The following is a 25,110-nucleotide window of genomic DNA, read 5'->3' as shown; positions in this document are numbered from 1 at the left end:
TCGACGACCCGACGACCGACGACACCGAAGGAACCAGGTGAACCCGACCCCGACGAAACGCACCGCCGGTCGCCCGCGCACGCCCGTACTGAGCGCCGACCAGATCGTCGACGCCGCGTTCGACCTCGCGAAGACGGCCGGACCCGACGGGTTCACCATGGCGGCCCTCGCCCGGTCGCTCTCGGTGCACCCGCCTGCGCTCTACCACTACTTCCGCGGCAAGGCCGACGTCGTCCGCGCGATGCGCGGACGACTCGCCGACCTCCTCGACGTGTCGGGCTTCGAGTCCGACGAGGTGCCGCTCGCCGAGGCGGTGGCCCGGTGGGGCAGCTCGTACCGTTCGGCGATGGCCGCCAACCCCGCGGGCATCACCCTGCTCGCGACCACGCCCATCGACGGGCAGGCGCGCTCGGTCGCGAACTACGATGCGATCACCGGGCGACTGCTGCGCGAGGGCTGGCGCGCCGACGGCGTCGTCGACGCACTCGTCGCGCTCGAGTCGTTCATCATCGGGTCGTCGCTCGACGCGCTCGCACCCGCAGACATCATGTCACCGGGCGACGCCGCGGCGGACGCGCCGCAGTACGCCCACGTGGAGTCGCTGCGCTCGGCCGCGGCGTCGGCGCGAGGCATCCGCCCCACCGATCGCTCGTTCGAGCTTGGACTCGCCGCGCTCGTCACCGGCCTGCGGGCCGAGCTCGCAGACGACGAGGCCGGCCGAGCCGACCCGTCGGGCGCGGCGACGTCGGATCGTGGCTAGTCGTCGTCCTTGCGCTTGCGCCACTTGATGCCGGCGGCGATGAGGCCGTCGAGGTCGCCGTCGAAGACGGTGGCGGGGTTGCCGACCTCGTAGCCGGTACGCAGGTCCTTCACGAGCTGCTGGCCGTAGAGGAAGTACGAGCGCATCTGGTCGCCCCAGCTCGCGGTGATCGTGCCGGCGAGCTCCTTCTTCTGCGCCGCCTCCTCCTCCTTCTTCAGCAGCAGGAGGCGGGTCTGCAGCACGCGCATCGCCGCGGCGCGGTTCTGGATCTGCGACTTCTCGTTCTGCATCGAGACGACGATGCCGGTGGGGAGGTGGGTGATGCGCACCGCCGAGTCGGTCGTGTTGACCGACTGGCCGCCGGGGCCCGAGGAGCGGAAGACGTCGACGCGGATGTCGTTCTCGGGGACCTCGACCTCCGTCGCCTCCTCCATGACCGGGATGACCTCGACCGCGGCGAAGCTCGTCTGGCGCTTGTCGGCGCCGCCGAACGGGCTGATGCGGGCGAGCCGGTGGGTGCCCGCCTCGACCGAGAGCGTGCCGTAGGCGTAGGGGGCGTCGATCTCGAACGTCGCCGACTTGATGCCGGCACCCTCGGCGTACGAGGTGTCGAGCACCTTCACCGGGTAGTCGTGCCGCTCGGCCCAGCGCAGGTACATGCGCATGAGCATCTCGGCGAAGTCGGTCGCGTCGTCGCCGCCGGCCCCCGAGCGGATCGTGACGACCGCGCCGCGATCGTCGTACTCGCCGTCGAGGAGCGTCTGCACCTCGAGGTCGCCGATCGTCTTCTGCAGGGCGGCGACCTCGGCGCGCGCCTCGGCGGCCGAGTCCTCGTCCTCCATCTCATTGGCGAGATCGATGAGCACGTCGAGGTCGTCGAGCCGCTGCCCGACCTCGGTGATGCGCTTCAGCTCGGACTGGCGATGGCTGAGCGCGCTCGTCACCTTCTGGGCGTTCGCGGTGTCGTCCCAGAGGTCTGGAGCGCCCGCCTGCTCGGAGAGCTCGGCGATCTGCGCCTCGAGCGCGTCGACGTCGATCACGGTACGGATGTCGCCGAAGGTGGCGCGCAGCGCCGCGATCTCCTGCGAGAGGTCAAGTTCCAACATGGCGCCCTCCAGCCTAGTCGGCTGCGGGGTGGATGCCTCGCGCCGGCGCCTCAGACCCAGGAGCGCCGCACGGCCTCGGCACCGAGCTGCATGCGGCTCGTGACCCCGGCCGTCTCCATGAGCTCGGCCACGCGGCGCTGCAGGGTGCGCAGCGAGATCCCGAGCTGCGAGGCGGCGCCCGCATCGGTCACGCCGAGCAGCAGCAGCCTGAGGAGGTCGCGGTCGATGTCGTCGGAGGACGGTGCCGCGGCGATCGGCAGGAACTCGGTGGCAGAGCGCCAGTACTCCTCGAAGATCGAGATCACGAGGTCGAGCAGGCCGCTCGGGTGGATGAGCAGCGCGCCGAACCCGCGATCCTCCCCCTGCGAACGCATGGGCACGAGCGCCATCTGGTCGTCGGCGATGAACATCCGCGTCGGCAGCGTCGGCAGCACCCGGATCTCCTCGCCGATCTGCGCCATCTCGCGCGCGACGGCGAGCCATCCGGGGCGCTCGAGCACGCCGCTCTCGACGATCACCCGGTAGCGCACCCCGCGTTCGAGCGCGCGGTCCTCCTCGACGTTCTCCTCGCCGCTCAGCAGGGCGACATCGTGCAGCACGAGCGCCCGCACCTGCTCGGTCGACGCCGCCTGCAGCTGGGCGACCCGCTGCCGCACGGAATCGTCGCCGATGACGACGTCGACGACGTCGGCCACGCTCCGCTGATCCGCCGAGCGCCGGTAGAGCTCGCCGAGCTCGACGAGGGCCTCGTGCGCGCGGGTGAGCCCGCGCTCGCGTTCGAGCAGCAGCGGGCGGAGCGAGATCGACGGCGGCGACGCGACGAACCGGTCGCGGTTCGAGCCCTGCCGTGCGAGCAGCCCGAGGCCCTCGAGCTCGGTCGCGATCGAGCGAACGCGCGGCACCGACATGCTGAGCATCGCGCCGATCTCGGCGGTCGACGCAGACGGCTGCTGCAGCACGCACCGGTACACCGCGGTGTGCGCCGCGTCGAGCCCGAGCGCCTCGAGCACGTTGACCTCCTCGCCCGCCCGACCGTGGCGGATCATGGCCATGGCGGGACTCCGCCACCACTTTAGGCGAGCGGGCGGCGAAGGTGGGAGACGGAATCCCCTACACCGAGAGGCTCGCGCATGTCACGACCCCAACCCTTCGGTCGCCGTCTGCTTCCGATCGTCGCCGCCACGAGCGGCCTGGCGATCGGCATCGCAGGCGTCGGCCTCTCATCCCTGCCGGCGGCCGCCGGCCCTGCGTCCGGCGTTCCCCACGCCAGTGCGGCCGCCGGCAGTGCCCACACCGTCACGCTGATCACCGGCGATCGCGTCACGGTCACCGACCTCTCCGACGGTACGCACACCGTCTCCGTCGACACCGCCGTCGACGGAGCCGGCGTGCAGACCTTCGAGACTGGGGGCGACCTGCACGTCGTCCCGCAGGGCGCGATGCCCTACCTCGCGTCGGGAGCGCTCGACGGCGACCTGTTCAACGTGACGAAGCTCATCGAGTTCGGCTACGACGACGCGTCGGTCGATGCGACCCCCGTCATCGTCGAGCAGGACGGCGCGGCCGCCCGCACGTTCGCCGCGCCCGTGCCCGGCCTCGAGGTGCGGGCGCAGCTCGAGAGCATCGGCGGGGCCGCGGCGACGCTCGGGCACGACGACGCGGCATCGGCGTGGCAGGCGCTCACCGCGCCGAGCGGGGCGGCCGCCCGCAGCACCTCGGCGGCGCCGTCGCTCGCCGACGGCATCGAGACCATCCACCTCGACGGCAAGGTGAAGGCGTCGCTCGATTCGAGCGTGCCCTTCATCGATGCCCCCGAGGCCTGGGCCGAGGGGTACACGGGCGACGGCGTCACGGTCGCGGTGCTCGACACCGGCTACGACGACACCCACCCCGACCTCGCGGGTCGCGTGCTTCCCGCGTCGAAGAGCTTCGTGCCCGACTCGGACGTCGCGACCGACGTCAACGGGCACGGCACCCACGTCGCCTCGACCATCGCAGGCAACGGCGCCGCGAGCGGCGGCACCCACCGCGGCGTGGCCGACGGCGCCGACCTGCTCGTCGGCAAGGTGCTCGGCGACGACGGCTACGGCCAGGACTCGTGGATCATCGAGGCGATGGAGTGGGCCGGGCAGAACGCCCCGATCGTCTCGATGAGCCTCGGCTCGATGGAGGCCTCGGACGGCGAGGACCTCATGGCCGAGTCGCTCAACCGCATCGCGGACGAGACCGGCGCGCTGTTCGTCGTCGCCGCAGGCAACGCCGGAGCGGCCGAGACGATCGGTGCCCCCGGCTCCGCCGCCGAGGCGCTCACGGTGGGGTCGGTCGACGACCCGTCGGGCGACCTGTCGTGGTTCTCGAGCCAGGGGCCGCTCACGCGCTCGGGTTCGCTGAAGCCCGACGTGACCGGCCCCGGCAGCGACGTCACCGCCGCCCGATCGGCCGACAGCGCCGGCTCGGGCGACTACGTCGCCATGAGCGGCACCTCGATGGCGACCCCGCACGTCGCCGGCGCTGCGGCGATCATCAAGCAGCGGCATCCCGAGTACACCGCCGACCAGCTGAAGGCGGCGCTCGCGAGCACCGCGGTCGACCACGGCCAGACGCCGTACCAGGGCGGAGCGGGCGTCATCGACGTCGACGCCGCCCTCGACGCCCCGGTGATCGCCGCCGGCTCGGGCGACTTCGGCATGCTCCGCTGGGGCGAGGAGCCGACGCCCGTCGAGCGCACGGTCGAGTACACGAACCGCACCGACGCGGAGATCACGGTCGCGCTCGAGGCGACGCTGAACGACACGACCCCCGGCGGCGGAGTCGACCCGGGCCCGCTCTCGGCGGGCATCGCGTTCGACGCCCTGACCCTCGACGTCGCGTCGCTCACGATCCCGGCGGGTGAGACCCGCTCGGCGACCATGACGGTCGACCCGGCCGTGGTTCCCGCGGGAAGCCAGCTGTCGGGCGCGCTCGTCGGCACGGTCGACGGCCAGCCGGTCACCCGCACGGCGCTCGGCACGATCGCCGAGGCGGAGCGCTACGACCTCACCATCACGGCGACCGACTTCGACGGCGAGCCGACGGCGACCTACGCGTACCTCTGGAACCCCGCCACGCAGTTCGCAGAGCCCGTGTGGGTCGACGGTGAGACGACGCTGCGCATCCTGAAGGGCGACTACACGCTGATGTCGTTCATGGAGCTGCAGCGCACGCCCGACACGCTCGCGAGCGTCATGGTCGGCGAGCCGACGCTGCACCTCGACGAGGACAGCACGGTCGCGCTCGACGCGCGCACGACCGAGCAGGTCACGCTCGACGTCGGCGAAGACGGGCTCGACCCGGTGTTCCGGCGCATGGACATGAAGGTCGACGACTTCCTCGCGAGCGCGATGATGCCGATCTGGACCGACGAGATGTGGGCGCAGCCGATGACGGTCGACGACGCCGACTTCGACTTCACGACCCGGTGGCGCCTGCAGAAGCCGTTCCTCGAGGTCACCGCGGGCAAGCACCAGCTCGACGTGATCGTGCCCGGCGGTTCCGCCCTGCTCGACGGCTCGCTGAAGGCCACGGCGGTCGACGCCGGCACCGGCACGCCGGAGGAGCTCGCCGCAGCGGGTGCGGCCGGCAAGGTCGCCGTCGTCACGCGCACCGCCGAGCGCTCGGCCTCGCAGCAGGCTGCCGACGCGGCCGCCGCCGGAGTGAAGCTGCTCGTTCTCGCGAACGACCAGGACGCCGAGTTCAACGCGTGGGTCGGTTCCGAGACGGACTTCTCGGACGTCGCGATCCCCGTCGCGACCATCAGCGGCATCGAGGGCCGCGAGCTCATCGCCCGGCTCGCGAAGAACAAGAAGCTGACGGTCTCGGCGATCGGGACGCACTACTCGGACGTCGTCTACGACATCGCGGAGTACGGCGACGGCGAGATCCCGTCGGACCTCGCGTACACGCACTCGAAGAAGGACCTCGCCCGTATCGACACCCGCTTCCACGGACAGCAGGAGGAGCTCGCGGAGTTCCGCTACGACTTCGTGCCCGGTGCCCAGTACGGCAGCGGTTTCCCGATGATCGCCCAGCGCGGCATGGATCGCACCGAGTGGGTCAACACCGAAGGACTGCGCTGGAACCAGTGGGTCGCCGTCAGCTCGGTGCTGTGGGAGATCCGCGACATCCAGCACACCTACGAGCCCGGCGAACGCACGTCGGCCGAGTACTTCGGCGGCATCGTACGCCCGTACGTGGCGACCGGGTTCTGGGTGCCGTACCGCGTCTCGGACTACGCGCAGATCAACGTGCCCAGCTGGGCCGACGGCGGCAGCGCCGATCGCACGGGCACCTTCGACACCTGGGTGGAGCCCTCGACCGTGACGCAGACGACCGACGTGTACTTCGACGGCGAACTGGTCAAGCAGGCCGAGCATCAGGGCGTGAACGTCTACGACCTGCCCGACGGCGAGCAGCAGATCCGCGTGGTGAGCACCGCGACCCACGACGGCTCGCACCTCGAGGGCTCGACGAAGACGGTGAGCGACTGGACGTTCACCTCGGAGGGCAAGCTCGGCGACTGGACCAACCGGCTGCTGCCGATGATCCAGGCGTACTACGACCTCGACGTGAACGCCGCGAACGAGGCCGGCGACGGTCGCCGCAAGGGCACCGGCATCGCGCTCGGCCTCGAGCTCGGCCACGTCGCGGGCTCCGCGCCGGCCGGCGCGATCACCGAGGCGACGCTCGAGGCCCGCGCCGCCGGCGGCGACTGGGTAGAGGTCGCGCTGCAGCCCGCGAAGACCGATGCCCCGACGGGTGCGGTCGAGGGCGACGGCGACGTCTTCGTGAAGAGCCGCGCCTGGGTGAGCGGCTACGCCGCGAAGGTGCCGGTCGCCGACAAGGGCGGCTGGGTCGACCTGCGGGTGACGGCGAAGGATGCCGCGGGCAACACCTTCTCGCAGGAGATCGACCGCGCGTTCGAGGCCGCGCCCGCGAAGGGCGTTCGCTGAACTCACTCCCCCGTGAGAGGCGAGGGGCCCGGCCGTCACGGCCGGGCCCCTCGTTCGCGTCGCACGGGCCGCGGCTCGCATGCGTCCGCACCGCGTGCCGGGTGTAGCGTCGAAGGCGATGACCGACTCCGCCGCCCCGTTCTCGTGGCGCGGCATCGTCCTCCCGGCCTACCTGCCGACGCTGCTGTTCTCGCTCGGCGAGGGGGCGATCATCCCCGTCATCCCGGTCGTCGCGACCGAGCGCGGCGCCTCGCTCGCGCTCGCGGGGCTCATCGCCGCGATGCTCATGGTCGGCGAGCTCGTCGGCGACCTGCCCTCGGGGTGGGTCGTCGCCCGCATCGGCGAGCGCAACGCCATGATCGGGGCGGCGCTGCTCGCGGTGACCGGCGTGCTCGTCGCGCTCGCGTCGCCGACGACGGTCGCGCTCGGTGTCGGGGTGTTCCTGCTCGGGCTCGCGACGGCGGTGTTCGGGCTCGCCCGCCACGCATTCCTCACGAGCTACGTGCCCGAGCGGGTGCGCGCCCGCGCGCTGTCGACGCTCGCGGGCGTGTTCCGCGCCGGCTGGGCGGTCGGCCCGTTCGTCGCGGCGGCGATCATCGCGTTCGCGGGCTCCTCGGAGCCGGTGTTCTGGGTGCTCGTCGCGAGCTGCTTCGCGGTCGTCGTGGTGCTCGTGCTGCTGCCCGACCCCGAGCAGGCATTCGGGGCCGCACGGCGCGCGCGTGAGGCATCCGCGGTCGAAGGGCGTCGCGGCACCGCCGGCGAGGCCGACGCGGCGGCCGCATCGCACGGCGTGTTCCGCGCGATCGTGGTGCACCGCGAGGTGCTCGCACGCATCGGCACGGGCATCGGCATCCTCGCGGCGCTGCGCGCGAGTCGCACGATGATCCTGCCGCTGTGGGCGGTGTCGATCGGCATGCCGCCCGAGCAGGCGGCACTCGTGATCGGCATCTCGGCGACGATCGACTTCGCGCTGTTCTACGTGAGCGGGCAGGTCATGGACCGGTTCGGCCGCATGTGGAGCGCCATCCCCGGGCTGCTCGGGCTCGCGGTCGGGCACCTCGTGCTCGCGTTCACCCACGACGTGCCCGCTGCGGCCGCGTGGTTCACGGCGGTCGCGCTGCTCTTCGGCGTCGCGAACGGGCTGTCGAGCGGGGTGATCCTGACCCTCGGCGCCGACCTGGCACCGAAGGCGAACCCGGCCCCGTTCCTCGCCGCGTACCGCACGATCGGCGACACCGGCCAGGCGGTCGCGCCGCTCGTCGTCGCGGGCGTGACGTCGCTCGTGTCGATCATGGCCGCGAGCGCGACGATGGGCATCGTCGGCCTCATCGGGGCGGGCGTGCTCTGGCGCTACATCCCGAGGTACGTGCCGCGCCGCCTGCGCTGACCGGCGCCGTCAGCGGCCGTTGACCTTCTCGAGCTGCATGACGAGGATGACGCGGTCGGCGTGGTCGGCGGGCACCGCGGTGTCGGGGTCGCCGTACCGCTGCCCGAGGTGCACGTAGAACGCCCCCTCGGGGTCGGGGACGACTTCGGCGAGCCGGCCGCGCACCTCGACGTACTTGTGCGCGTTCTCTGGGTCGGTCATCGCGAGCGTCATCGCCGGGTTCTTCTGCAAGTTGCGGAACTTCGCACGCTTCGTCGTGTGGGTGAAACGGATGGTCTGGGTGTCGGCATCGAACTCGAACCACATCGGGTTGACCTGCACCTCGCCGTTCGGGCGCGTGGTGCCGAGGAAGGCGAACACGGGCGCGTTGAGGATGCGGGTGAAGTGGTCTGAGATCTCGATGGTCATGCTTCAAGTCAATCAGGCGCGGGCGGCCGCATATTCCCGATCAGGCAGCGCGCGGGCCATCGTGCGTCAATGGAAGACCGACCGGGCGGTCGCCGTCACCTCGATGGGCACCGCCACCGGGATGAGGTCGGTCGAGATCGGCGCGTGCCACACGGCCCGCAGGGTCACGGTCGCGGTGCGGCCGTCGGTCGACGTCGCCTCGACGAGTTCGACCGCGTCGAGTTCGTGCACGGCGTCGCCGAGGTAGTCGTTCGCGGCGCGCAGGACGCGGGCGTCGTCGAGTTCGACGGAGAGCGCACCGTCGTCGACGCGCACCTCGTCGAGGTTCCACATCTCGGCGCCGGCGAGCGCGGCCCCGTCGGCGAGGGTGAAGAGTCGCTTCCGGTCGAGATAGAGCGACGTCGCCGATGCGACCACGAGCACGAGGGCGAGCCCGAGCGCGCAGAAGAAGATCGTGAGCAGCATCGTGGATCCGCGTTCGTCGCCGCCGGCACCGGCATGGCACTCGCGTCTCGGCTCCGCTCCCCGGCGGAACCGTGCGGCCCAGCGCGTCACGGGCGATCACCCGCGAATCGCGACACCGTCTGCGTCGCGCTCGCATCGAGCGGAACGCTGCCGACCCGGTCGAGGTCGAGCACGTCGGGGACGAGGGGCAGGCGCACCGTGGCCCGGACCGACACCCGCACCCGGCTGCCGGGTGCGGCGCAGTCGCCCGCCTGGCAGTCGAGCTCGACGGACGCCTCGCCGGCCTCGATCCCGTAGTCCGCGAGCGCGACCGCCACCGCGCGCTCGACGGCGATCTCGGCGTCGCCCCGACCGCCCGCCTCGACGGCGACCCGGGCGGCCTGGCGGGCGGCACCCTCGACCGCGAGCGCACCGCCCTGCACGGCGGCGATCGCGAGCACCAGGTAGACGAGCGGCACGAGCAGCAGCATCCCGACCGTCAGGAACTCGAGCGACGCGGAGCCCCGCTCGCCGTCGTCGCCACTCGGGCCCGCCGGCCACCGCAGGTCAGCCGAGGCGTTCGACCGCCGCATGCCCGGTCACCTCCAGCCCGCGATCGAGGCCGAGCAGTCCGACGACGGGCAGCGTCGCACGAACGGTCACTGCGACGACCGGAACGCCGTCGATCGTCGTGCGCGACGCGCTCACCTCGCCCGCATAGTCGCTCGAGATCGCAGCCGAGATCAGCTCCCGCGTGCGCACGACGCCGTCGGCATCGCTCGACCCGGCGAGCGATGCGTACCGGGCTCCCTCGGCCGCAGCATCGAGCACCGTGTTGCGCACATGGAGCGCGAGCCCGAGCTGCACGACCGCGAGCGCGAGCACCGTCAGCAAGACGCCGACGAGGGTGAACTCCGCGACCGCCGAGCCTCGTTCGTCGGCGAGTCGCGCCCGCACCACCGCGAGCGAGCGCCGGATCAGATGCCGAGCACTCGATCGATCGCCTGGTTGAAGACGTCGCTCAGCGCGGGACCGGCGAGGCCCCAGATGACGATCACGAGCCCGGCGGTCATGAGGGTGATCAACACCCAGCCGGGCACGTCGCCGCGCTCGTCGTGGATTCGGCGCATGATCTGCTGTCGCATGGGAGTTCCTTTCGTCGTCGGGCATCAGAAGCCCGCCTGCAGTACGAGGTAGCCGGGGAAGAGCGCGAAGGCGATCGTGACCGGGAGGATGAGGAAGATCAACGGCACGAGCATCGCGATCTCCTTGCGGCCGGCCGCCTCGATGATCGAGCGCTTCGCGGCCTCGCGGGCGTCGCCGGCTTGGGCGCGCAGCACGGCGGCGAGGGGTGCCCCGCGCTCGAGCGCTCCGAGCACCTGATCCAGCGCGCGAGTGAGCCCGGGATGGTCGACACCGTCGCGCAGCTCGGCGAGCGCCGTCGCGAGCGGTACGCCGGTGCCGACCGTCGCGACGACCCGACCGAACTCGGTCGGCAACTCGCCGGTGCCCGCTGCCGACACCCTGCGCAGCGCGTCGAGCATGCCTTCGCCTGCGGTGAGGCTCAGCGTCAGGAACTCGAGGACGGTCGCGAGCTCGGATGAGATGCGGGCGAGGCGCCGTCTCGCGCTCCGCTGCAGGACCCAGTCACGTCCGATCGCGCCGAGCGCCGCCGCGATGAACGGAGCCGTGATCCGCACGATCGCGGGCAGCGTCGCGAAGCCGGGTGCCGCCACGGCGAGAGCTGCCCCGAACACGAACCCGCCGGCCGCCCAGGCGAGCTGCTCGCCGCGGAATCGCTCGACACTCGCCGTCGAGCCCGCCTGGCGCAGGCGCCGTGCGATGAGGTCGTTGCCGCCGAGCCACGACGACAGCACTCCGCGCAGCCGCTGGGCGGTCGGCGCGACGAGCGCTGCGAGCACGGGGCCCGGGTCGGCGGGTCGTCGTGCGAGCATCGCCCGTGCCTCCGCAGAGAGGTCGGCGACGTATGGTGCGACGCGTTCCGCGAGGCGCGGACGGCCGATCCGCGGCAGCGTCGACACGAGCATCCAGAGACCGAGGCCGGCGGTGACGCCGAGGACGAGGCTCAGTGCCCCGACGGTCGTCAGTTGAACCATCGTCGCTCCTCGGGAAGCCGGCCGAGCGCGATCATGGCGCGGTACGCAACGAGGGTCACGCCGAGGCCGACGAGGATGAGGACGGCTCCGGCCGGGCTGTCGTAGGCGATGATCGCCTCGTGCCGCGAGGCGAGCACGAGCAGCAGCAGCCAGGGGGCGGCAACGCCGAGCCGAGCCGCGTTGCGGATCCAGGACTGGCGCGAGATGACCTCGGCGCGGAGTGCCGCGTCTTCACGGAGGTACCCGGCGAGCGCGCGCAGGACTGCGGTCACGTCGCTGCCGCCGACCTCCCGCGCCATGCGCAGTGTTTCGAGGATCCGGTCGGAGACGGGATCGGCGAGCTCGGCCTTGAGCCCGTCGAGGCAGGCGGAGAAGTTCGCCGTGCGCCGGTACTCGCGTTCGAACGCGGCGAACGCGGGTCGCGTCGGAGCCGGGCCGAGCTCCGCGAGGGCTCCGAGGCTGTCGGGCAGCGACATGCCCGCCCGAACCGACGCGACCAGGTGGTCGACGACGTCGGGCCAGACCGCGCGATTCGCCGCGCGCCGGCGGGCCGCGCGGCCTCGCACGACGAACGGGACGAGCGCGCCACCGAGGAGCGCACCGATCGCGGTCAGGAACGGTATGCCGAAGATCGCCTGCGCGAGGGCGGCGCCGACGAGGGCGAGCGCGAGGCCGACGGCCACGATGACGGGCAGCGGCACGCCGCCGAGCCCCGCCAGGGCGAGTTCGCCGCGAAGGCGGTCGAGCGAGTCCGTCGCCCTCGTGGAAGCACCAGCGACGCGCGGCCAGAGCAATGGTGCGGCGATGAGCAGGATGCCGAGGCCGAGCACCGCGCCGAGCACGAGACTCATGCGACCACGCCCAGGACGTGGTCGGGGTCGAAGCCGCGGGCCTCGAACTTCTCGAGGCGGGCCGGGCGCGCCCCGGTCGCCATCAGCACGCCGTCGCTCGTCGCGAAGATCGCCTCCGCGTCGACACTCGCCCCGCTGGCTGCACCGGTGGGCGCGAGGATCTCGGCGACGCGGCGGTGTCCGTCCCGGTCGATCGCGAGGTGGACGACGAGGTCGATGCAGCTCGCCACCGTCGGAACGACGAAGGCGGAGTCGATGTTCCGTCCGGCGAGCAGCGGCAGCGTGCACAGCTTCGCGAGTGCGTCGCGAGCCGAGTTCGCGTGGATGGTGCACATGCCGGGAAGACCCGAGTTCAGCGCGATGAGCAGGTCGAGGCTCTCGGCCTCTCGCACCTCGCCCACGATGAGCCGGTCGGGGCGCATGCGCAACGCCTCCTTGATGAGCCGTCGCAGGGTGATCTCGCCGGTTCCCTCGAGGCTCGGCTGCCGGCACTGGAGGGCGACGAGGTCGCGCACGTCGAGGTCGAGCTCGAAGGTCTCCTCCACGGTGACGACCCGGTCGCCCGTCCGCGCGCCCGACATGAGGGCGTTGAGCATGGTGGTCTTGCCGGTGTGCGTCGCCCCGGAGACGAGGATGTTCGCTCCGGCGAGCACCGACATGCGCAGGTACTCGGAGGCCTGGACCGTCAGCGATCCGAGCTCGACGAGCGCCGCGAGCGACCTGATGCGCCGCTGGAACTTTCGGACGTTGACCGCCCAGTGCTCCCTCGCGACGTCGGGAATCGCCACGTGCAACCGCGATCCGTCGGGCAGCGAGGCATCGACGAACGGCGAGCTGAGGTCGACGCGCCGTCCGGTGTGCGCGAGCATGCGCTCGACGAGTTCGCGCACCTCGCGGTCGCTCAGCACGAGGTTCGTCAGTTCGGAGACGCCTCCGCGCGCCACGAACACGCGGGCCGGACCGTTGATCCAGATCTCTTCGACGGTGTCATCGTCGAAGAAGGGCTGCAGGGCGCCGTACCCGGTGAGCGCGGCGACGACGTCTCGCGCGGTGCCCGCCTCGTCGACGAGCCCCGAATGGGCGCCCGCGAGCGCCCGCTCGCTGTACCGTCTCACCTCGTCGTGCGCATACCGGGCGGCGACGTCGTCGTCGCCCGCGAGATCGACCCCCTCGCGCAGCACCCGCGTGCGCACGCGCTCGGCGATGGTGCGGACGGCGTCGGACATGGCATCCATCATGCGGTGGGGCCCGACGACTGCGTCGAAGTTATCCACAACGCCAGCCGCGAGCCATCCACGTCGTCGGCGCGCCACCCTGCGACATCCATTTCTTGTTCACATTTATTACTTGATCTGTTACAGTACTTCACATGATCCAAGATTCAGCGGCATCCGGCGACGCCTTCGCGGCCGACCTGCTGCGCGGGCACACCGACACGATCGTGCTCGGCGTGCTGCGCGAGCACGACAGCTACGGCTTCGAGATCTACAAGCACATCCGCGATGCCACGGGCGGGGGCTACGAGATCAAGGAGGCGACCCTCTACGCCAGCTACCGCCGGCTCGTACGCGACGGTCTCGCAGAGGCGTACTGGGGCGACGAGTCGCAGGGCGGCCGCCGCAAGTACTACCGCATCACCGACGCGGGCCGCGCCGCCTTCCGCCAGAACGTGGCGAGCTGGGTGGCCACCCGCACCGTCATCGACTCCCTGCTCGGCAGCCAGACGGCGCCGGCGAACACGAAAGGCTCCCTGCGATGAGCGACAACCGCAGCCCCCGCACCTCGACCGAGGTGCACCGCCTCCTCGACGAGGCCTTCGCGGGCATCGACCCCACCCCCGAGGCGCAAGACCTGAAGGAGGAGATCCGCGACAACCTGCTCTCGCGGGTCGCCGAGCTCGAGGTCGCCGGCGCCTCCCCCGCCGAGGCCGCCCGCCGAGCCGTCGACGAGCTCGGCGACGTGCGCGAGCTCGTCGCGGCGGCGACCGGCGACGCGGATGCCTCTGCACCCTCCGCACGCGCCGCTCGCCCCGCGGCATCCGCCGCCCAGACGGCCCTGCGCCACCGGGTGCGCCCGAAGCCCGCGTTCGTCGTGCGCACCGTCGTGCTCTCGATCGTCGCGGCGGCGGCGCTCGTGACCCTCGTGCTCGGCCTCACCCCGCTCATGCCGCTCGCCGCCGGGCCGCTCATCGCGATCGCCGCCGCGCTCGGGCTCGCGATCGGCGTCATCACGGCCGACGCGCTCCGCCAGGAGACCACGACGAACTACCCGCTGCCGACCGGCCGCGCCGTCGCCTTCGGTGCGGCGACCGGCACGCTCGTCGCCTCACTGGGCTTCGCCGCCGTCGTCGTCTGGCGGCTCGAGCTCGTCTGGCTCGTGCTCGCCGCGGTGCTCGCCGTCGCCGCGATCGCCGTGCTGAGCGCGCTCGGTGCCACCCAGACGAACCGGCACAAGCCGTGGGTGGTCGCGATGCACCGCGACGCCGTCGAGGTCGGCAACCGCTTCGAGCAGGACCCGGCCGCGGCCGCCCGCTTCGGCATCTACAGCGCCGTCATCTGGCTCACGGCGTTCGCGCTCGTGCCCGTGCTCGGCTTCACGGTCGGCTGGTGGTGGGCGCCGCTGCCGGTGGTCGCCGCGTTCATCGTCATGATGCTCGTGCTCGCGCGCATGCTGTTCGGCCACGACGCTCGCTCATCGCACTGATCGCCTTCCGGGGGCGCCATCCGCCATCCGCATCGTCACTCGGCGCGGAGCGGCGGAGGGCGACCCCCGAAGCGGTTCCGCTGGGCACCGATGCGGGCGTCCACAGGCTCACTCGCGGAGCCGCTCGGCGTTGCTAGGCTCGGCCCGCCGACCCGAATGACGAGGAGCCAGGCCGACATGACCGCAACGCCGCGATCGAGCCCCGCCGCGCGATCGGGCGCTCCCGCTCCGACCGTCACCGCCACCGCCGAACGCGCCGATGCCGCCCGGGCCGCAGCACTCGCCTCGCGCGACCTCGTGGTCGACCTCGCCCGGGTCGGGTGCATCCTGCTGGTCGTCGTCATCCATCTGCTCATGATCGGCGTCGGGTACGCGCCCGACGGAGCGCTCGTCGTCTCGCGTCCGCTCGAGGCGCAGCCGTGGTTCGCCGCCGCGACCTGGGTCGGCCAGATCATGCCGCTCTTCTTCGCGGTCGGCGGCTTCACCGCCCTCGCGGCCTGGCGCAGCCTCGCCCGTCGAGGCGGCGACGCGACCGCGTTCGTGCGCGGCCGCGTGCTGCGACTCGCCGGGCCGTCGCTGCCGCTCTTCGCGTTCTTCGCCGTCGTGCTCGGCGGGGCGACGCTCGCGGGCGTCGACCCGGCGCTCCTCGACACCGTCGCGACCGGGGCGGGCTCACCGCTCTGGTTCCTCGCGGCGTTCCTCATCGCGCAGAGCGCAGTGCCGTGGATGACGCGGCTGCATGCCCGCGCACCACGGACGACGCTCGGGGTGCTCGCCGCGGGCGCCGTCGCGGTCGACGCGCTGCGCATCGCCTCGGGCGTCACCGAGATCGGGCTCCTCAACCTCCTGTTCGTCTGGCTCTTCGTGCAGCAGCTCGGCTTCTGGTACGCCGACGGCTGGTTCCGGCGCCGGCGCGTCGTCACGCTCGTCGGGCTCGCCGCGGCGGCGTACCTCGTGATCTGGCCGCTCGTCGCGGCGGGCTGGTACTCCCCCGACATGCTCGTGAACCTCAACCCGCCCACGGTGCCGCTCATGCTGCTCGGCGTCGCGCAGCTCAGCCTGCTGAGCGCCCTGCACCGTCCGCTCGACGCGCTCATGCGGCGTCGCCCCGCCCAGGCGGTGGTCTACCTCGTCGGCAGCCGTGCGATGACGGTGTACCTGTGGCACCTTCCGGTCATCGTCGTCGTCGAGGGGCTGTCGCTGCTCGTGCCCGGCGCCGCACCCGAACCCGGCAGCGCCGCCTGGTGGCTCACGCGCCCGATCATGTTCGTCGTCGTGCTCGCCGTCGTGTTCGCGATCGCGCCGCTGCTCGTGCGTTTCGAGCGGATGCCGACGGCGATCCCGGCCGGGCGGACCGCTCCCTCGCCCAAGGTCACGGCTGTCGCGACCCTCTTGGCGATCGTGCCGCCGTTCCTCGTGATGCAGTGGTTCCTCGACCTGCAGATCGCGGTCGTCGGCACGGTGCTCGTCGCGCTCGCGCTCGTGCTGCTGCGACCGCGCGGCATCCGCGGTGCGACGCCGGCGACGGCCCGAGACCGTCGACGGCCCGTCTAACCGGCTCGGTCCACCTCGTCGACGTTCATGTTCACCACGTCGACGCCGTCGATGTGATCGAGTTCGACCGACAACGGCAGCGCATTCTGGTTCGCGAACTCGTCGATGCCGTTCAACCGTGCGTCGTCGATCCGCGAGACGTCGAGTGAGACGTCCGTACCCGCCGAAAGCTGGGCGATCGCCTCCTCCAGTGCCGCGATCCGTCCGGCCTGCTGGGCGATGAGTGTCTGGTTGTGGGCGACGATCGGCAGGACCCCGTAGTTGAATCGCTTGACGACTCCGTCGATCTCGACCGATGCGCCGGAGAATAGTCCGGCCCACACGTTATTGAGCCTGTTCCGGTCGGAATTCTCGAACATGTCATCCTCCTTGAGTCCTGCAATCACACTCTCGATTCCGATGGCCGGACCGATGAGCCTCATCGGGTCCTCCACCGTTCCCTCGAAGATCGAGCTCGCAGCCGGCCCGAGCGTGGTGTGTGAGTGAGCCCCGTCCCAGGACTCTCCCGGGTCGTCCTCGCGTCCCGCGATGTGGGCGATCGTGTCGCCTGGACCGATGTCGTCTCCCACGTCGACGACGACCCTCATCGCGTGCGCCCAACCGGCGAAGCGGCCTTCATCGAGGCGGACGATGACGCAGGTTCCGAGAAACTGCGAGTGCTCGATGGCGTCGACGCGCCCGGCTCGATACGCAGGAATCGGCGTTCCGCGATCGTGGATGAAGTCCCGCCCTCGATGACCCTGCGGACCGTAGTAGCGCGAGTTCGGGAGGATGCCGAATGCGTTGCCCCCCGCTCGATAGAACTCCTGCCACGCCATGGCGCACCTCGATCGGCCGAGTGGGCGCCCGACCCACGCGCCAGGCGCTGGAGCGCAAGTTTCCCGCAGCCGCCTCGGAGCCGAATCAGTGCTGGCACGGACATCGTGTGCACCAGGCAGGCGCGGCTCGGCGAAAGCGCACCCGCATAGACTGAACGGGCACTCGCGGGAGTGGTGAAATCGGCAGACACGCAGGATTTAGGTTCCTGTGCCTTCGGGCGTGTGGGTTCAAGTCCCACCTTCCGCACGCGACGCGACGCGACGCAGCCCGACGGCGCTGCGTTCGACCGTTTCCGTCCTACCCGACTCGCAATGCATCAGGCCACGGGCCCCGTCAACCCCTCGCGGAGGAATCGGTTCCCGTGTTCTGCTGAGAGAGTCGCAGGGACGACGCCCCGGTGGTTCGGTCATCGGGATCAGGGGAAATACGGCCCGGGCTCGTGTGATCGACGCGAGCCCGGGCCGACCCCGTGTCAGCGGTCGATGACGGGCGGACCCGCCGCGAGCCGCGCTCTCGAGTACTGCTCGATGCGCTCGGCGGGCACCGACCAGTCGGTGTCGAGCCACCACGTCGCCCCCGCCTCGGCCCAACTGCGGACGACCGCGGCGTCGGAGGCCGGGTCGAGCCCCGCCGTCGTGCCCTCCTGCACCCAGTCGAACGGCTCGTCGGCGAGGCCGAGGCGCTCGCGCTCGGCGCGCAGCCACGCCATCGCCTCGGCGCCGATCTCGGGCGTGAACAGCTCGCGCTGGGCGTCGGGCCCCGCGGCGCCCTCGCCGGGCGGCGCGTAGTTGGGCAACCACCCGTCGAGGCGGGCGACGCGTCGCATGGACTTCGGGCGCGGCCACAGGCCGACCGCCCAGATCGGGATGCGCGGTTGCTGCACGGGCGGCAGCGGCAGCATGCGGTCGGTGCGCCGCACCGTGTAGTGCGCCCCCTCGTGCTCGAAGGGCTCGCCTCGCCAGAGCTTCGGCAGGAGGTCGAGCGACTCGTCGAAGACGTCGGCCCGCTCGCGCCGGCCCGGGTCGTGCTCGAAGATCCAGAAGCGGTCTTCGGCGTCTTCGGCGACGCCGAGCCCGGCCGACAGGATGACGCGCCCGCCCGAGAGCCGGTCGACCGTCATCGTCTGGCCCGCGAGCTCCCACACCCGGCGGCGGGGCACGGGCGTGAGCATCGTGCCCAGTCGCACGTTCGTCGTGCGCATCGCCGCCGCCGCGAGCACCGACCACGGGTCGGTCGCCCAGATGCCCTCCCACACGAAGAATCCATGCCAGCCGTACTGTTCTGCGAGCCCGGCCAGCTCGACCGCGAGTTCTGGATCACTGCCGGGATAGATGAATCCGTAGCGCATGTCGGCGACCCTACGCGCGACGACCGACACGCAGCGACCTCGCCGACGGCGGCGTCGTGCGGAACGAGCGCGGCCGGTGCCGCGCATCTCACCCCGCGGGGTGAGATGCGGGTCATCCTGCAGTCGGATGCCGCGTCCAGGGGCCGCTCGGTAGACTCACGTCATACCCACGCCGCCCGCCGACCCGGTACCGCCGGGTCCGACGACTGGAGCCCATCCGCATGGTCCACACCGCCCTCATCCCGTGGCTCGACCCCGAGACGATCATCGGCGGCGCCGGGCCGTGGGCGCTGCTCGTCGTGTGCGGCATCATCTTCGCCGAGACGGGCCTGCTCGTCGGGTTCCTGCTGCCCGGCGACACCCTCCTCGTGATCTCGGGGCTGCTCTCGCACCCGCTGCCCGGTTCGCCCGAGGGCGTCTTCGGCATCAGCGTCTGGTGGGTGTCGCTGCTCATCGGACTCGCCGCGTTCATCGGCGGCGAGGTCGGCTACCTCATCGGCCACAAGGCCGGCCCGGCGATCTTCGAACGAAAGGAATCGGGCCTGTTCAGCGTCAAGAACGTCGAACGCACGAACGCCTTCTTCGACCGGTTCGGCGCCCTCGCGGTCATCCTCGCGCGCTTCGTGCCGATCGTGCGCACCTTCACCCCCGTCGCCGCAGGCGTCGGCCACATGCACAAGGGCAAGTACACGCTCTACAACCTCGTCGGCGCCGTGCTCTGGGGCTTCGGACTCACGATGTTCGGGTACGCGATCGGCTTCATCCCCCCGATCGCCGACTTCGTCAAGGAGTACATCGACCTCATCCTGCTCGCGGCGGTCGGCGGCACGGCCATCGTGACGCTCTGGCACTACCTGCGCGAGCGGTCGAAGGCGAAGAAGGCCGCCGCCGCCGGCGAAGACGTCGTCACCGACGAGACCGAGGCCGCCGAGCTCGTGCTCGACGCCGACGTCTTCGAGCGGGGCCCGAAGCACGACGAGCACTGACGGGGATGCCTCGGCCGAGGCATCCGCTCGCCTGAACCGCGCCTCGCGGCTTCAGCCCGCGTACCACCCGCTCGGCGCGACCTCGGTGCCCATCCGCGGCACGTACTGGTCGAAGTAGACGCGCGAGATGAGCTCGCGACGGCTGCGCACCCCAGCCTTCTCGAACACCGACTTCAGGTGGTCCTGCACGGTGTAGGCCGAGACGTGCATGGTCGCCGCGATCTCCTTCGTCTCGACGCCCTGCAGCACGAGCCTCGTGACGTCGCGCTCGCGGGGCGTCAGCCCGAACGCGGCGACCACGAGTGCGACAATCTCGGGCGGGCGCGCCTCCTCGATCGTGATGACGACGTCGCCCGCTGCGCCGTCGGGACCGGCCAGCGGCGAGGCGTGCAGCACGAGCCAGGTGCCCGCGGCGGTACGCACGCGCGCCCGCGGGATCGGCGAGCCGGGCACGGCGAGCATGCGCCGGGCCGCGCCGACGAGCGAGGTCACGAGGCTCAGCGGGTCGCCGCTGTGCTGGGTGGTCGCGAGCTGGGCGAGCCGCTCCTCGGCACCCAGGCTGATCTGCGAGACCTCGTCGTCGGTTCCCACGATGACGACCGCCGGCCCGCAGACGTCCGACTCGGCGACCGGTGGCGCCGAGAGCCGGGTCAGCATTCCGGCGCGGACGCCCCGGGCGAACGACTCCGACAGGGTGCCGAGGAAGTCGACCTCATCGCGCGAGAACTTCGCGTCGTCCGTTCCCCGGAACATCGCGAGGCACCCCCACACGCCCGCACCGTCGCGGAACACGAGGCGGGCCTCGTCGCCGAAGCCGTAGACCGGGCGCATGAGGCGGTTCGTGCGCTCCGACCGGTCGGCGTCGACGTCGTCCGAGGCGTGCATGCCGATCGCGCGCGCCTCCGACCTGGCGAGCGCGCGGAACGAGCTCGGCTCCTCGGCCCCGTACTCGAGGAGGCCGAACAGCATGTCGTGCTCGTTGTTCGCGACGAGCGAGCCGTACTTGCGGGCGCTCGTCAGCATCATGGTCGACGGGTCGTGCGTGCCGACGCACGCGCCCACCCACGGCGTCGCCCGGCCGACGGTCTCGGTCGCCTCGGCGATGAAGTCGTCGAGGTCGAGGCCAGCGCGCGAGAGCACGTCGAGATCGCCGCGAGCGCGTTCGGCGCGCAACCGGTTGTGCATGCGATCAGTATGCGCCCGCCGGCCCCCGCCGCGATATCCCAGAACACTGGGATCCGGAAATCCCCCCACAACTGGGATGGCTCGGGGCCGGCGCCGTTCGCAGGCTTGGATCCGTGACCACCACGATCCACTCCGAGCCCGTCGACGAGCGCGGCGATCTCGTGCACGCCGACGACGCGACCGCGCAGCTGTGCCTCGCGTTCGTGCGCCTCGAGCACGACATCGTCGACCGCGGGCTGCCGCTGACCGCGCTGCGCCGGCTTCGCGTGCACAACGCGTCGGCCGAACCCGCCGACGAGCTCGTGGGCATCCTCGCCGAGCGACTCGGCGACGCGACCCGCGACGTCCGCGTCGAGGTCGTCGCCGACGAACGCGAGCGGCCCGCGGGCATGCTCGTGCGACTCGAGGCGACGGTGGCCGCACCCGCTCCGACCCATTACGAAGGAATCAGCATGAACCCGATCATCACCGGCCTCGCCGCGCTGCGCGAGCTCGAGGTCGTCCTCCTGCCGGGCGACACCGGCTACGACGACGCCTGCCGCCCGTGGAACCTGGCCGTCTCGCAGCGGCCGGCCGCCGTCGCCGTGCCACGCACCGTCGCCGAGGTCGTCGCCGCCGTCACGGCGGCCGGCGCCGACGGACTGCGGATCGCGCCGCAGAGCACTGGCCACGCGGCATCCGCCATCGCCGGCGACCACCTCGAGGAGGCGCTGCTCCTCCGCCTGCACGCCCTCACGGGTGTCGAGGTCGACCCGGCCCTGCGTACCGCGCGCGTCGCCGGCGGCACGCTCTGGCAGGACGTCGTCGCCGCGGCGGCCCCGCACGGCCTGACCGCGCTGCACGGCAGCGCGGGCGACGTCGCGGTCGCGGGCTACCTGCTCGGCGGCGGACTCTCGTTCTACGGGCGCGCGCACGGGCTGGCCGCTTCATCGGTGCGGGCGATCGAGCTCGTCACGGCCGACGGCGAGCTCATCCGTGCGAGCGCTGAACAGCACGCCGCCCTGTTCTGGGCGCTCCGGGGCGGCGGTGGCGGCTTCGGCGTCGTCGTCGCCGTCGAGATCGACCTGCTGCCCATCGCCGACGTGGTCGCGGGAATGCTCCTGTGGGACCTCGCGGCGGCGCCGCAGGTCGCCCGCGCGTGGGCGGAGTGGACGAGCACGGTGCCCGAGTCGGTCACGACCTCGCTGCGCCTCATGCGCTTCCCGCCGCTGCCCGAGCTGCCGCCCTTCCTCAGCGGCCGCGAGCTCGTCGTCATCGACGGCGCGCTGCTCGAGGACGACGAGCGGGCGGCCGAGCTGCTCGCCCCCCTCCGCGACCTCGCACCCGAGCTCGACACCTTCGGGCGGATGCCGTCGTCGGGGCTGCTCGCGGTCCACATGGACCCGCCCGCGCCGACCCCCGGCGTCTCCGACCACGCGATGCTCGCCGGCCTTCCGGAGGCGGCGATCGACGCGCTGCTCGCCGCGGCGGGGCCCGGCGTCGAGACGCCGCTCATGATCGCGGAGCTCCGTCACCTCGGCGGGGCGCTCGCCCGCCCGCACGACGGCGCGCTCGCCCGCCTCGACGGTGCCTACGCGCTCTTCGCCGTCTCGCCCGCGCCGACCCCCGAGCTCGCCGAGCTCGGCGAGCAGGTCACCGCCGCGGTCGCCGGCGCGCTGCAGCCCTGGTCGACGGGCGGCACCTTCCCGAACTTCGCCGAACGCCCGGACGCGAGCTCGGCGTTCTCCGAGGCGGCCGACCGCGAGCGGCTCGTGCGCGTGCGCGACCTCTACGACCCGCGACGCGTCTGGATCGCATCGCACGCGGTCGAGCGCGACTGAGCGTCGCGCGGCGGCATCGGACCCCCGAACTCGGCCACCCGCACCGAGCCGCAACCGCACGCAACCGCACGCCGAACCCGCACCCGAACCCGAACCCGAACCCGAACCCGAACCCGAACCCGAACGAAGGAAACCATCACCATGCGCACCATCCACCGCACCATCGCCGCGACGCTCGTCACCGCCGCGGCCGTCACCCTGTCGGCGCTGCCGGCGCAGGCCCACGACGGCGAACACCCGCTCGACCCCGGCCCCACGACGCCCGAGATGCGGCGCGTCGTCGCCGACGTGCGTGCCGCGACCGCCCGATTCCACGACGTCGACGCCGCGATCGCCGCCGGCTACGTGCCCGCCGGCGAATGCGCCGCGAGCCCCGACGGAGCGATGGGCTTCCACTACGTGAACCCGGCGCTCGTGCGCCCCGGCGCACCGGTCGACCCCGCCGCGCCGCCGATGCTCACCTACGGCCCGTCGCCGTCGGGCGAGCTCCGCCTCTGGAGCGCCGAGTTCTTCGAGCCCGACGTCGGCCAGCCCGTGCCGATGCTCGGCACGCGGCCGTTCGACGGCCCGATGCCCGGGCACGAGCCAGGCATGCCGACGCACTACGACCTGCACGTGTGGGTCGGAGCGCACAACCCGGCGGGCGTCTTCACGCCGTTCAACCCCGCGGTGAGCTGCTGATCGCCCTCGGCAGACGGCGCCGAGGCCCGCTTCGCATCCGCGCGGTGGGCCTCGGCCGCTTCGCGCGCGCCGGTCAGCAGTGCGAGCCCTGCTCCTGCTCCGCCCGGCCGGCGGGCTCGAGCTGGAAGGTCGAGTGCGCGACGTCGAAGTGCTCGCTGAGGCATCCCCCGAGCTCGTCGAGCAGCGCACCCGCGCGCCCCGCCTCGAAGACCTCGGGCTCGACCTCGACGTGCGCCGTGAACACCGGCTGGCCTGAGGTGATCTGCCAGACGTGGATGTCGTGCACCGCCACCACTCCGGCGGTGCCGAGCAGGTGGTCGCGGATCTCGGCGACGTCGGTGTCGGCGGGCGCGCTCTCGCTGAGCACTCGCACGACGTCGCGCAGCAGCGACAGCGCGCGCGGCACGATCAGCACCGCGATGCCGAGCGAGGCGATCGGGTCGGCCGCGTTCCAGCCGGTCAGGAGGATGACGATCGCCGCGACGATGACGAGGGCCGAGCCGATCGTGTCGCCGAGCACCTCGAGGTACGCGCCGCGCAGGTTGATCGAGTCCTTCGCTCCGCCGCGCAGCACGAGCATCGCCGCGATGTTCGCGACGAGCCCGAGCACGGCGATGACGAGCATCATGCCGCCCTGCACCTCGTGCGCCTCGCCCTCCGCGCCCGTGACGAGCCGGCCGATCGCGCCGATCGTGACGGTCACTGCGACGACGACGAGGATCACGCCGTTGATGAGCGCACCGAACACCTCGGCGCGACGGAATCCGTAGGTCTGCCGGTCGGTCGCCGGGCGGGCGGCGACGATCGCGGCGACGAGCGCGACGATCAGGCCGATGAGGTCGCTCGTCATGTGCCCGGCGTCGGCGAGCAGTGCGAGGGAGCCGCTCAGCAGGCCGCCGATGACCTGCACGAGCACGAACGCGCCGATGATCGCGATCGCGATCCAGAGTCGGGTGCGGTTCGCCGTCGCAGCGTGGTCGTGCGCGTGATCGTGTGCCATGTCGCTTCCAGCGTAGGTCGGCCGGGGCGCGCCGGGAGCGAATCGCCCCAATCAGGAATGAGTCGCGTTCTCACCGGCATGGCAGCGCACGGGGGGGTCGCGGTCGCTGCGGCTCCCGCCCTAGGCTGCGGTGCATGCCCTCGCGCCGCACGCTCGCCATCGCCCTGACCGTCGGATGCCTCGTCGCCGCGCTCTCCGCATGCGCGGGCGGTCCCGGAGGCGGCGGCGGAGCGACGAGCGGCGCCGACGCATCGGCGACGGCCGAGCCCGCCGCCGAGCAGCCCACGCCGCCCTCCGAGCAGTGCGGCGACACCGGCGTCGAGTCGAGCGCGATGCTGCTGCCCGTCGGCGAGGCGCTGTTCGACGTCGGCGTCGCAGGCTCCGGCACGACGACCGCGATCTTCGCGCACCAGCGGAATCAAGACGAGTGCGGATTCTGGCCGTACGCGTCGAGCCTGGCCGAGCAGGGCGTGCAGGTGCTGCTCGTCAACAACTGCGGCTACGGCGCGACCGAGTGCCCCTCCGGCGCGAACCACGTCGTCGACGACGGTGCCGACGCCCTGCTCGCGGCCGCCGACTGGGCGCGCGAGCACGGGGCGGAGCGGGTCGTCGTCATCGGTGCCTCGATGGGCGGAACGGCGGCCGTCGTCGCGGGCGGGCGGGACGGCGATGCCGCCGTCCTCGACGGCGTCGCCGACCTGTCGGGACCGATCTCGTTCCGCGGCTACGACTCGATGGACGACGCACCGGCGCTCGCGGCGCCGCTCTTCCTCGCAGTCGCCCCCGACGACTCGACCGTGAGCGTCGACGAGCTGCAGCAGCTCGCCGACGCGAGCGCGAGCGACGACGTGACGATCGTCGGCGACGGGGTCGGCCACGGGTGGGCGATGCTCACCACCGGCACGGCGTTCAACGAGTTCGCCGACCGGTTGACGGCGTTCGTCACCGGGTGA

At 72.1% G+C, this 25,110-nt stretch carries 24 protein-coding genes and 1 tRNA gene; 11 read left to right on the top strand and 14 right to left on the bottom strand.

Annotation, left to right across the window (positions count from 1 at the left end; translation table 11 throughout):
- Window positions 1–37: 37 nt before the first annotated feature.
- Window positions 38–760, top strand: coding sequence for a TetR/AcrR family transcriptional regulator (locus ACFWGP_RS17115; RefSeq protein WP_231430617.1), 723 nt, complete (start codon window positions 38–40; stop codon window positions 758–760).
- Here the strand turns inward: ACFWGP_RS17115 and prfB are convergent.
- Both prfB and ACFWGP_RS17105 read right to left on the bottom strand, forming a co-directional pair.
- Window positions 757–1,866, bottom strand: coding sequence for a peptide chain release factor 2 (gene prfB, locus ACFWGP_RS17110; RefSeq protein ID WP_231430615.1), 1,110 nt, complete (start codon window positions 1,864–1,866; stop codon window positions 757–759). The genes ACFWGP_RS17115 and prfB overlap by 4 nt on opposite strands.
- Window positions 1,867–1,916: 50 nt before the next feature.
- Window positions 1,917–2,918 (bottom strand): transcriptional regulator TrmB, encoded by a 1,002-nt coding sequence (locus ACFWGP_RS17105; RefSeq protein WP_231430614.1) that lies wholly within the window; start codon window positions 2,916–2,918, stop codon window positions 1,917–1,919.
- Between the two features lie 78 nt (window positions 2,919–2,996).
- Here ACFWGP_RS17105 and ACFWGP_RS17100 point away from each other — a divergent pair, with 78 nt between their 5' ends.
- Window positions 2,997–6,854 (top strand): S8 family serine peptidase, encoded by a 3,858-nt coding sequence (locus ACFWGP_RS17100; protein WP_275505732.1) that lies wholly within the window; start codon window positions 2,997–2,999, stop codon window positions 6,852–6,854.
- Between the two features lie 118 nt (window positions 6,855–6,972).
- Window positions 6,973–8,241 (top strand): MFS transporter, encoded by a 1,269-nt coding sequence (locus ACFWGP_RS17095; RefSeq protein ID WP_275505731.1) that lies wholly within the window; start codon window positions 6,973–6,975, stop codon window positions 8,239–8,241.
- Window positions 8,242–8,250: 9 nt separating this feature from the next.
- Here the strand turns inward: ACFWGP_RS17095 and ACFWGP_RS17090 are convergent, their stop codons facing one another.
- The 8 genes from ACFWGP_RS17090 to ACFWGP_RS17055 form a co-directional block, all read right to left on the bottom strand.
- Window positions 8,251–8,649, bottom strand: a complete 399-nt coding sequence (locus tag ACFWGP_RS17090) for a TIGR03618 family F420-dependent PPOX class oxidoreductase (protein WP_376931437.1) — start codon at window positions 8,647–8,649, stop codon at window positions 8,251–8,253.
- 66 nt (window positions 8,650–8,715) lie between these two features.
- Window positions 8,716–9,114: a pilus assembly protein TadG-related protein gene (locus tag ACFWGP_RS17085; RefSeq protein ID WP_231430610.1), complete on the bottom strand. Its 399-nt coding sequence runs from the start codon at window positions 9,112–9,114 to the stop codon at window positions 8,716–8,718.
- An 86-nt stretch (window positions 9,115–9,200) separates the two neighbouring features.
- A complete protein-coding gene (locus ACFWGP_RS17080) occupies window positions 9,201–9,686 on the bottom strand; it encodes a hypothetical protein (protein WP_376931436.1) in 486 nt (161 codons plus the stop codon).
- Complete coding sequence (locus ACFWGP_RS17075) at window positions 9,661–10,050, bottom strand: TadE/TadG family type IV pilus assembly protein (protein WP_231430607.1); 390 nt, start codon at window positions 10,048–10,050, stop codon at window positions 9,661–9,663. The genes ACFWGP_RS17080 and ACFWGP_RS17075 overlap by 26 nt, the downstream gene beginning before the upstream one ends.
- 20 nt (window positions 10,051–10,070) lie before the next feature.
- A complete protein-coding gene (locus tag ACFWGP_RS17070) occupies window positions 10,071–10,238 on the bottom strand; it encodes a hypothetical protein (RefSeq protein ID WP_231430606.1) in 168 nt (55 codons plus the stop codon).
- Between the two features lie 24 nt (window positions 10,239–10,262).
- On the bottom strand, window positions 10,263–11,210 hold the full coding sequence (locus ACFWGP_RS17065) for a type II secretion system F family protein (RefSeq protein WP_376931435.1): 948 nt from the start codon (window positions 11,208–11,210) through the stop codon (window positions 10,263–10,265).
- Window positions 11,198–12,061 (bottom strand): type II secretion system F family protein, encoded by an 864-nt coding sequence (locus tag ACFWGP_RS17060; protein ID WP_376931434.1) that lies wholly within the window; start codon window positions 12,059–12,061, stop codon window positions 11,198–11,200. The genes ACFWGP_RS17065 and ACFWGP_RS17060 overlap by 13 nt, the downstream gene beginning before the upstream one ends.
- Complete coding sequence (locus ACFWGP_RS17055; protein ID WP_376931433.1) at window positions 12,058–13,287, bottom strand: CpaF family protein; 1,230 nt, start codon at window positions 13,285–13,287, stop codon at window positions 12,058–12,060. Before ACFWGP_RS17055 ends, ACFWGP_RS17060 begins: the two co-directional genes overlap by 4 nt.
- 143 nt (window positions 13,288–13,430) lie before the next feature.
- On the opposite strand from ACFWGP_RS17055, the gene ACFWGP_RS17050 reads away from it, so the two are divergent.
- From ACFWGP_RS17050 to ACFWGP_RS17040, 3 genes are all read left to right on the top strand, one after another.
- Window positions 13,431–13,820: a PadR family transcriptional regulator gene (locus ACFWGP_RS17050; protein ID WP_275505726.1), complete on the top strand. Its 390-nt coding sequence runs from the start codon at window positions 13,431–13,433 to the stop codon at window positions 13,818–13,820.
- Window positions 13,817–14,764 (top strand): permease prefix domain 1-containing protein, encoded by a 948-nt coding sequence (locus tag ACFWGP_RS17045; protein ID WP_376931432.1) that lies wholly within the window; start codon window positions 13,817–13,819, stop codon window positions 14,762–14,764. The genes ACFWGP_RS17050 and ACFWGP_RS17045 overlap by 4 nt, the downstream gene beginning before the upstream one ends.
- Before the next feature lie 177 nt (window positions 14,765–14,941).
- Window positions 14,942–16,318, top strand: a complete 1,377-nt coding sequence (locus tag ACFWGP_RS17040) for an acyltransferase (RefSeq protein ID WP_275505725.1) — start codon at window positions 14,942–14,944, stop codon at window positions 16,316–16,318.
- Here ACFWGP_RS17040 and ACFWGP_RS17035 read toward each other — a convergent pair.
- On the bottom strand, window positions 16,315–17,136 hold the full coding sequence (locus tag ACFWGP_RS17035) for a M23 family metallopeptidase (protein ID WP_275505724.1): 822 nt from the start codon (window positions 17,134–17,136) through the stop codon (window positions 16,315–16,317). The genes ACFWGP_RS17040 and ACFWGP_RS17035 overlap by 4 nt on opposite strands.
- A gap of 165 nt (window positions 17,137–17,301) precedes the next feature.
- Between ACFWGP_RS17035 and ACFWGP_RS17030 the strand changes: the two genes are divergently transcribed.
- Window positions 17,302–17,383: transfer RNA gene (locus tag ACFWGP_RS17030), tRNA-Leu, on the top strand.
- Window positions 17,384–17,609: 226 nt separating this feature from the next.
- Here ACFWGP_RS17030 and ACFWGP_RS17025 read toward each other — a convergent pair.
- Complete coding sequence (locus ACFWGP_RS17025) at window positions 17,610–18,485, bottom strand: LLM class flavin-dependent oxidoreductase (RefSeq protein ID WP_275505723.1); 876 nt, start codon at window positions 18,483–18,485, stop codon at window positions 17,610–17,612.
- 221 nt (window positions 18,486–18,706) lie between these two features.
- On the opposite strand from ACFWGP_RS17025, the gene ACFWGP_RS17020 reads away from it, so the two are divergent.
- Window positions 18,707–19,471, top strand: a complete 765-nt coding sequence (locus ACFWGP_RS17020; protein ID WP_231430592.1) for a DedA family protein — start codon at window positions 18,707–18,709, stop codon at window positions 19,469–19,471.
- Between the two features lie 51 nt (window positions 19,472–19,522).
- Here ACFWGP_RS17020 and ACFWGP_RS17015 read toward each other — a convergent pair whose 3' ends face one another.
- Window positions 19,523–20,656 carry a response regulator transcription factor gene (locus ACFWGP_RS17015; protein WP_376931431.1) on the bottom strand — a complete coding sequence of 378 codons (1,134 nt, stop codon included), beginning with the start codon at window positions 20,654–20,656 and terminating at the stop codon, window positions 19,523–19,525.
- Window positions 20,657–20,769: 113 nt separating this feature from the next.
- Between ACFWGP_RS17015 and ACFWGP_RS17010 the strand changes: the two genes are divergently transcribed.
- Window positions 20,770–22,476, top strand: coding sequence for an FAD-dependent oxidoreductase (locus tag ACFWGP_RS17010; RefSeq protein WP_376931430.1), 1,707 nt, complete (start codon window positions 20,770–20,772; stop codon window positions 22,474–22,476).
- Between the two features lie 141 nt (window positions 22,477–22,617).
- Window positions 22,618–23,157 (top strand): hypothetical protein, encoded by a 540-nt coding sequence (locus ACFWGP_RS17005; RefSeq protein ID WP_231430588.1) that lies wholly within the window; start codon window positions 22,618–22,620, stop codon window positions 23,155–23,157.
- 73 nt (window positions 23,158–23,230) lie between these two features.
- Here ACFWGP_RS17005 and ACFWGP_RS17000 read toward each other — a convergent pair whose 3' ends face one another.
- Window positions 23,231–24,157 carry a cation diffusion facilitator family transporter gene (locus tag ACFWGP_RS17000; RefSeq protein ID WP_376931429.1) on the bottom strand — a complete coding sequence of 309 codons (927 nt, stop codon included), beginning with the start codon at window positions 24,155–24,157 and terminating at the stop codon, window positions 23,231–23,233.
- 134 nt (window positions 24,158–24,291) lie between these two features.
- Here ACFWGP_RS17000 and ACFWGP_RS16995 point away from each other — a divergent pair, with 134 nt between their 5' ends.
- A complete protein-coding gene (locus ACFWGP_RS16995; RefSeq protein ID WP_231430586.1) occupies window positions 24,292–25,110 on the top strand; it encodes a S9 family peptidase in 819 nt (272 codons plus the stop codon).

Source organism: Agromyces sp. NPDC127015, assembly GCF_042725165.1.
GTDB classification, from domain to species: Bacteria; Actinomycetota; Actinomycetes; order Actinomycetales; family Microbacteriaceae; genus Agromyces; species Agromyces chromiiresistens.
The sequence above is the reverse complement of the archived record's forward strand: the minus strand, read 5'-3'. Positions and strand labels throughout refer to the sequence as shown.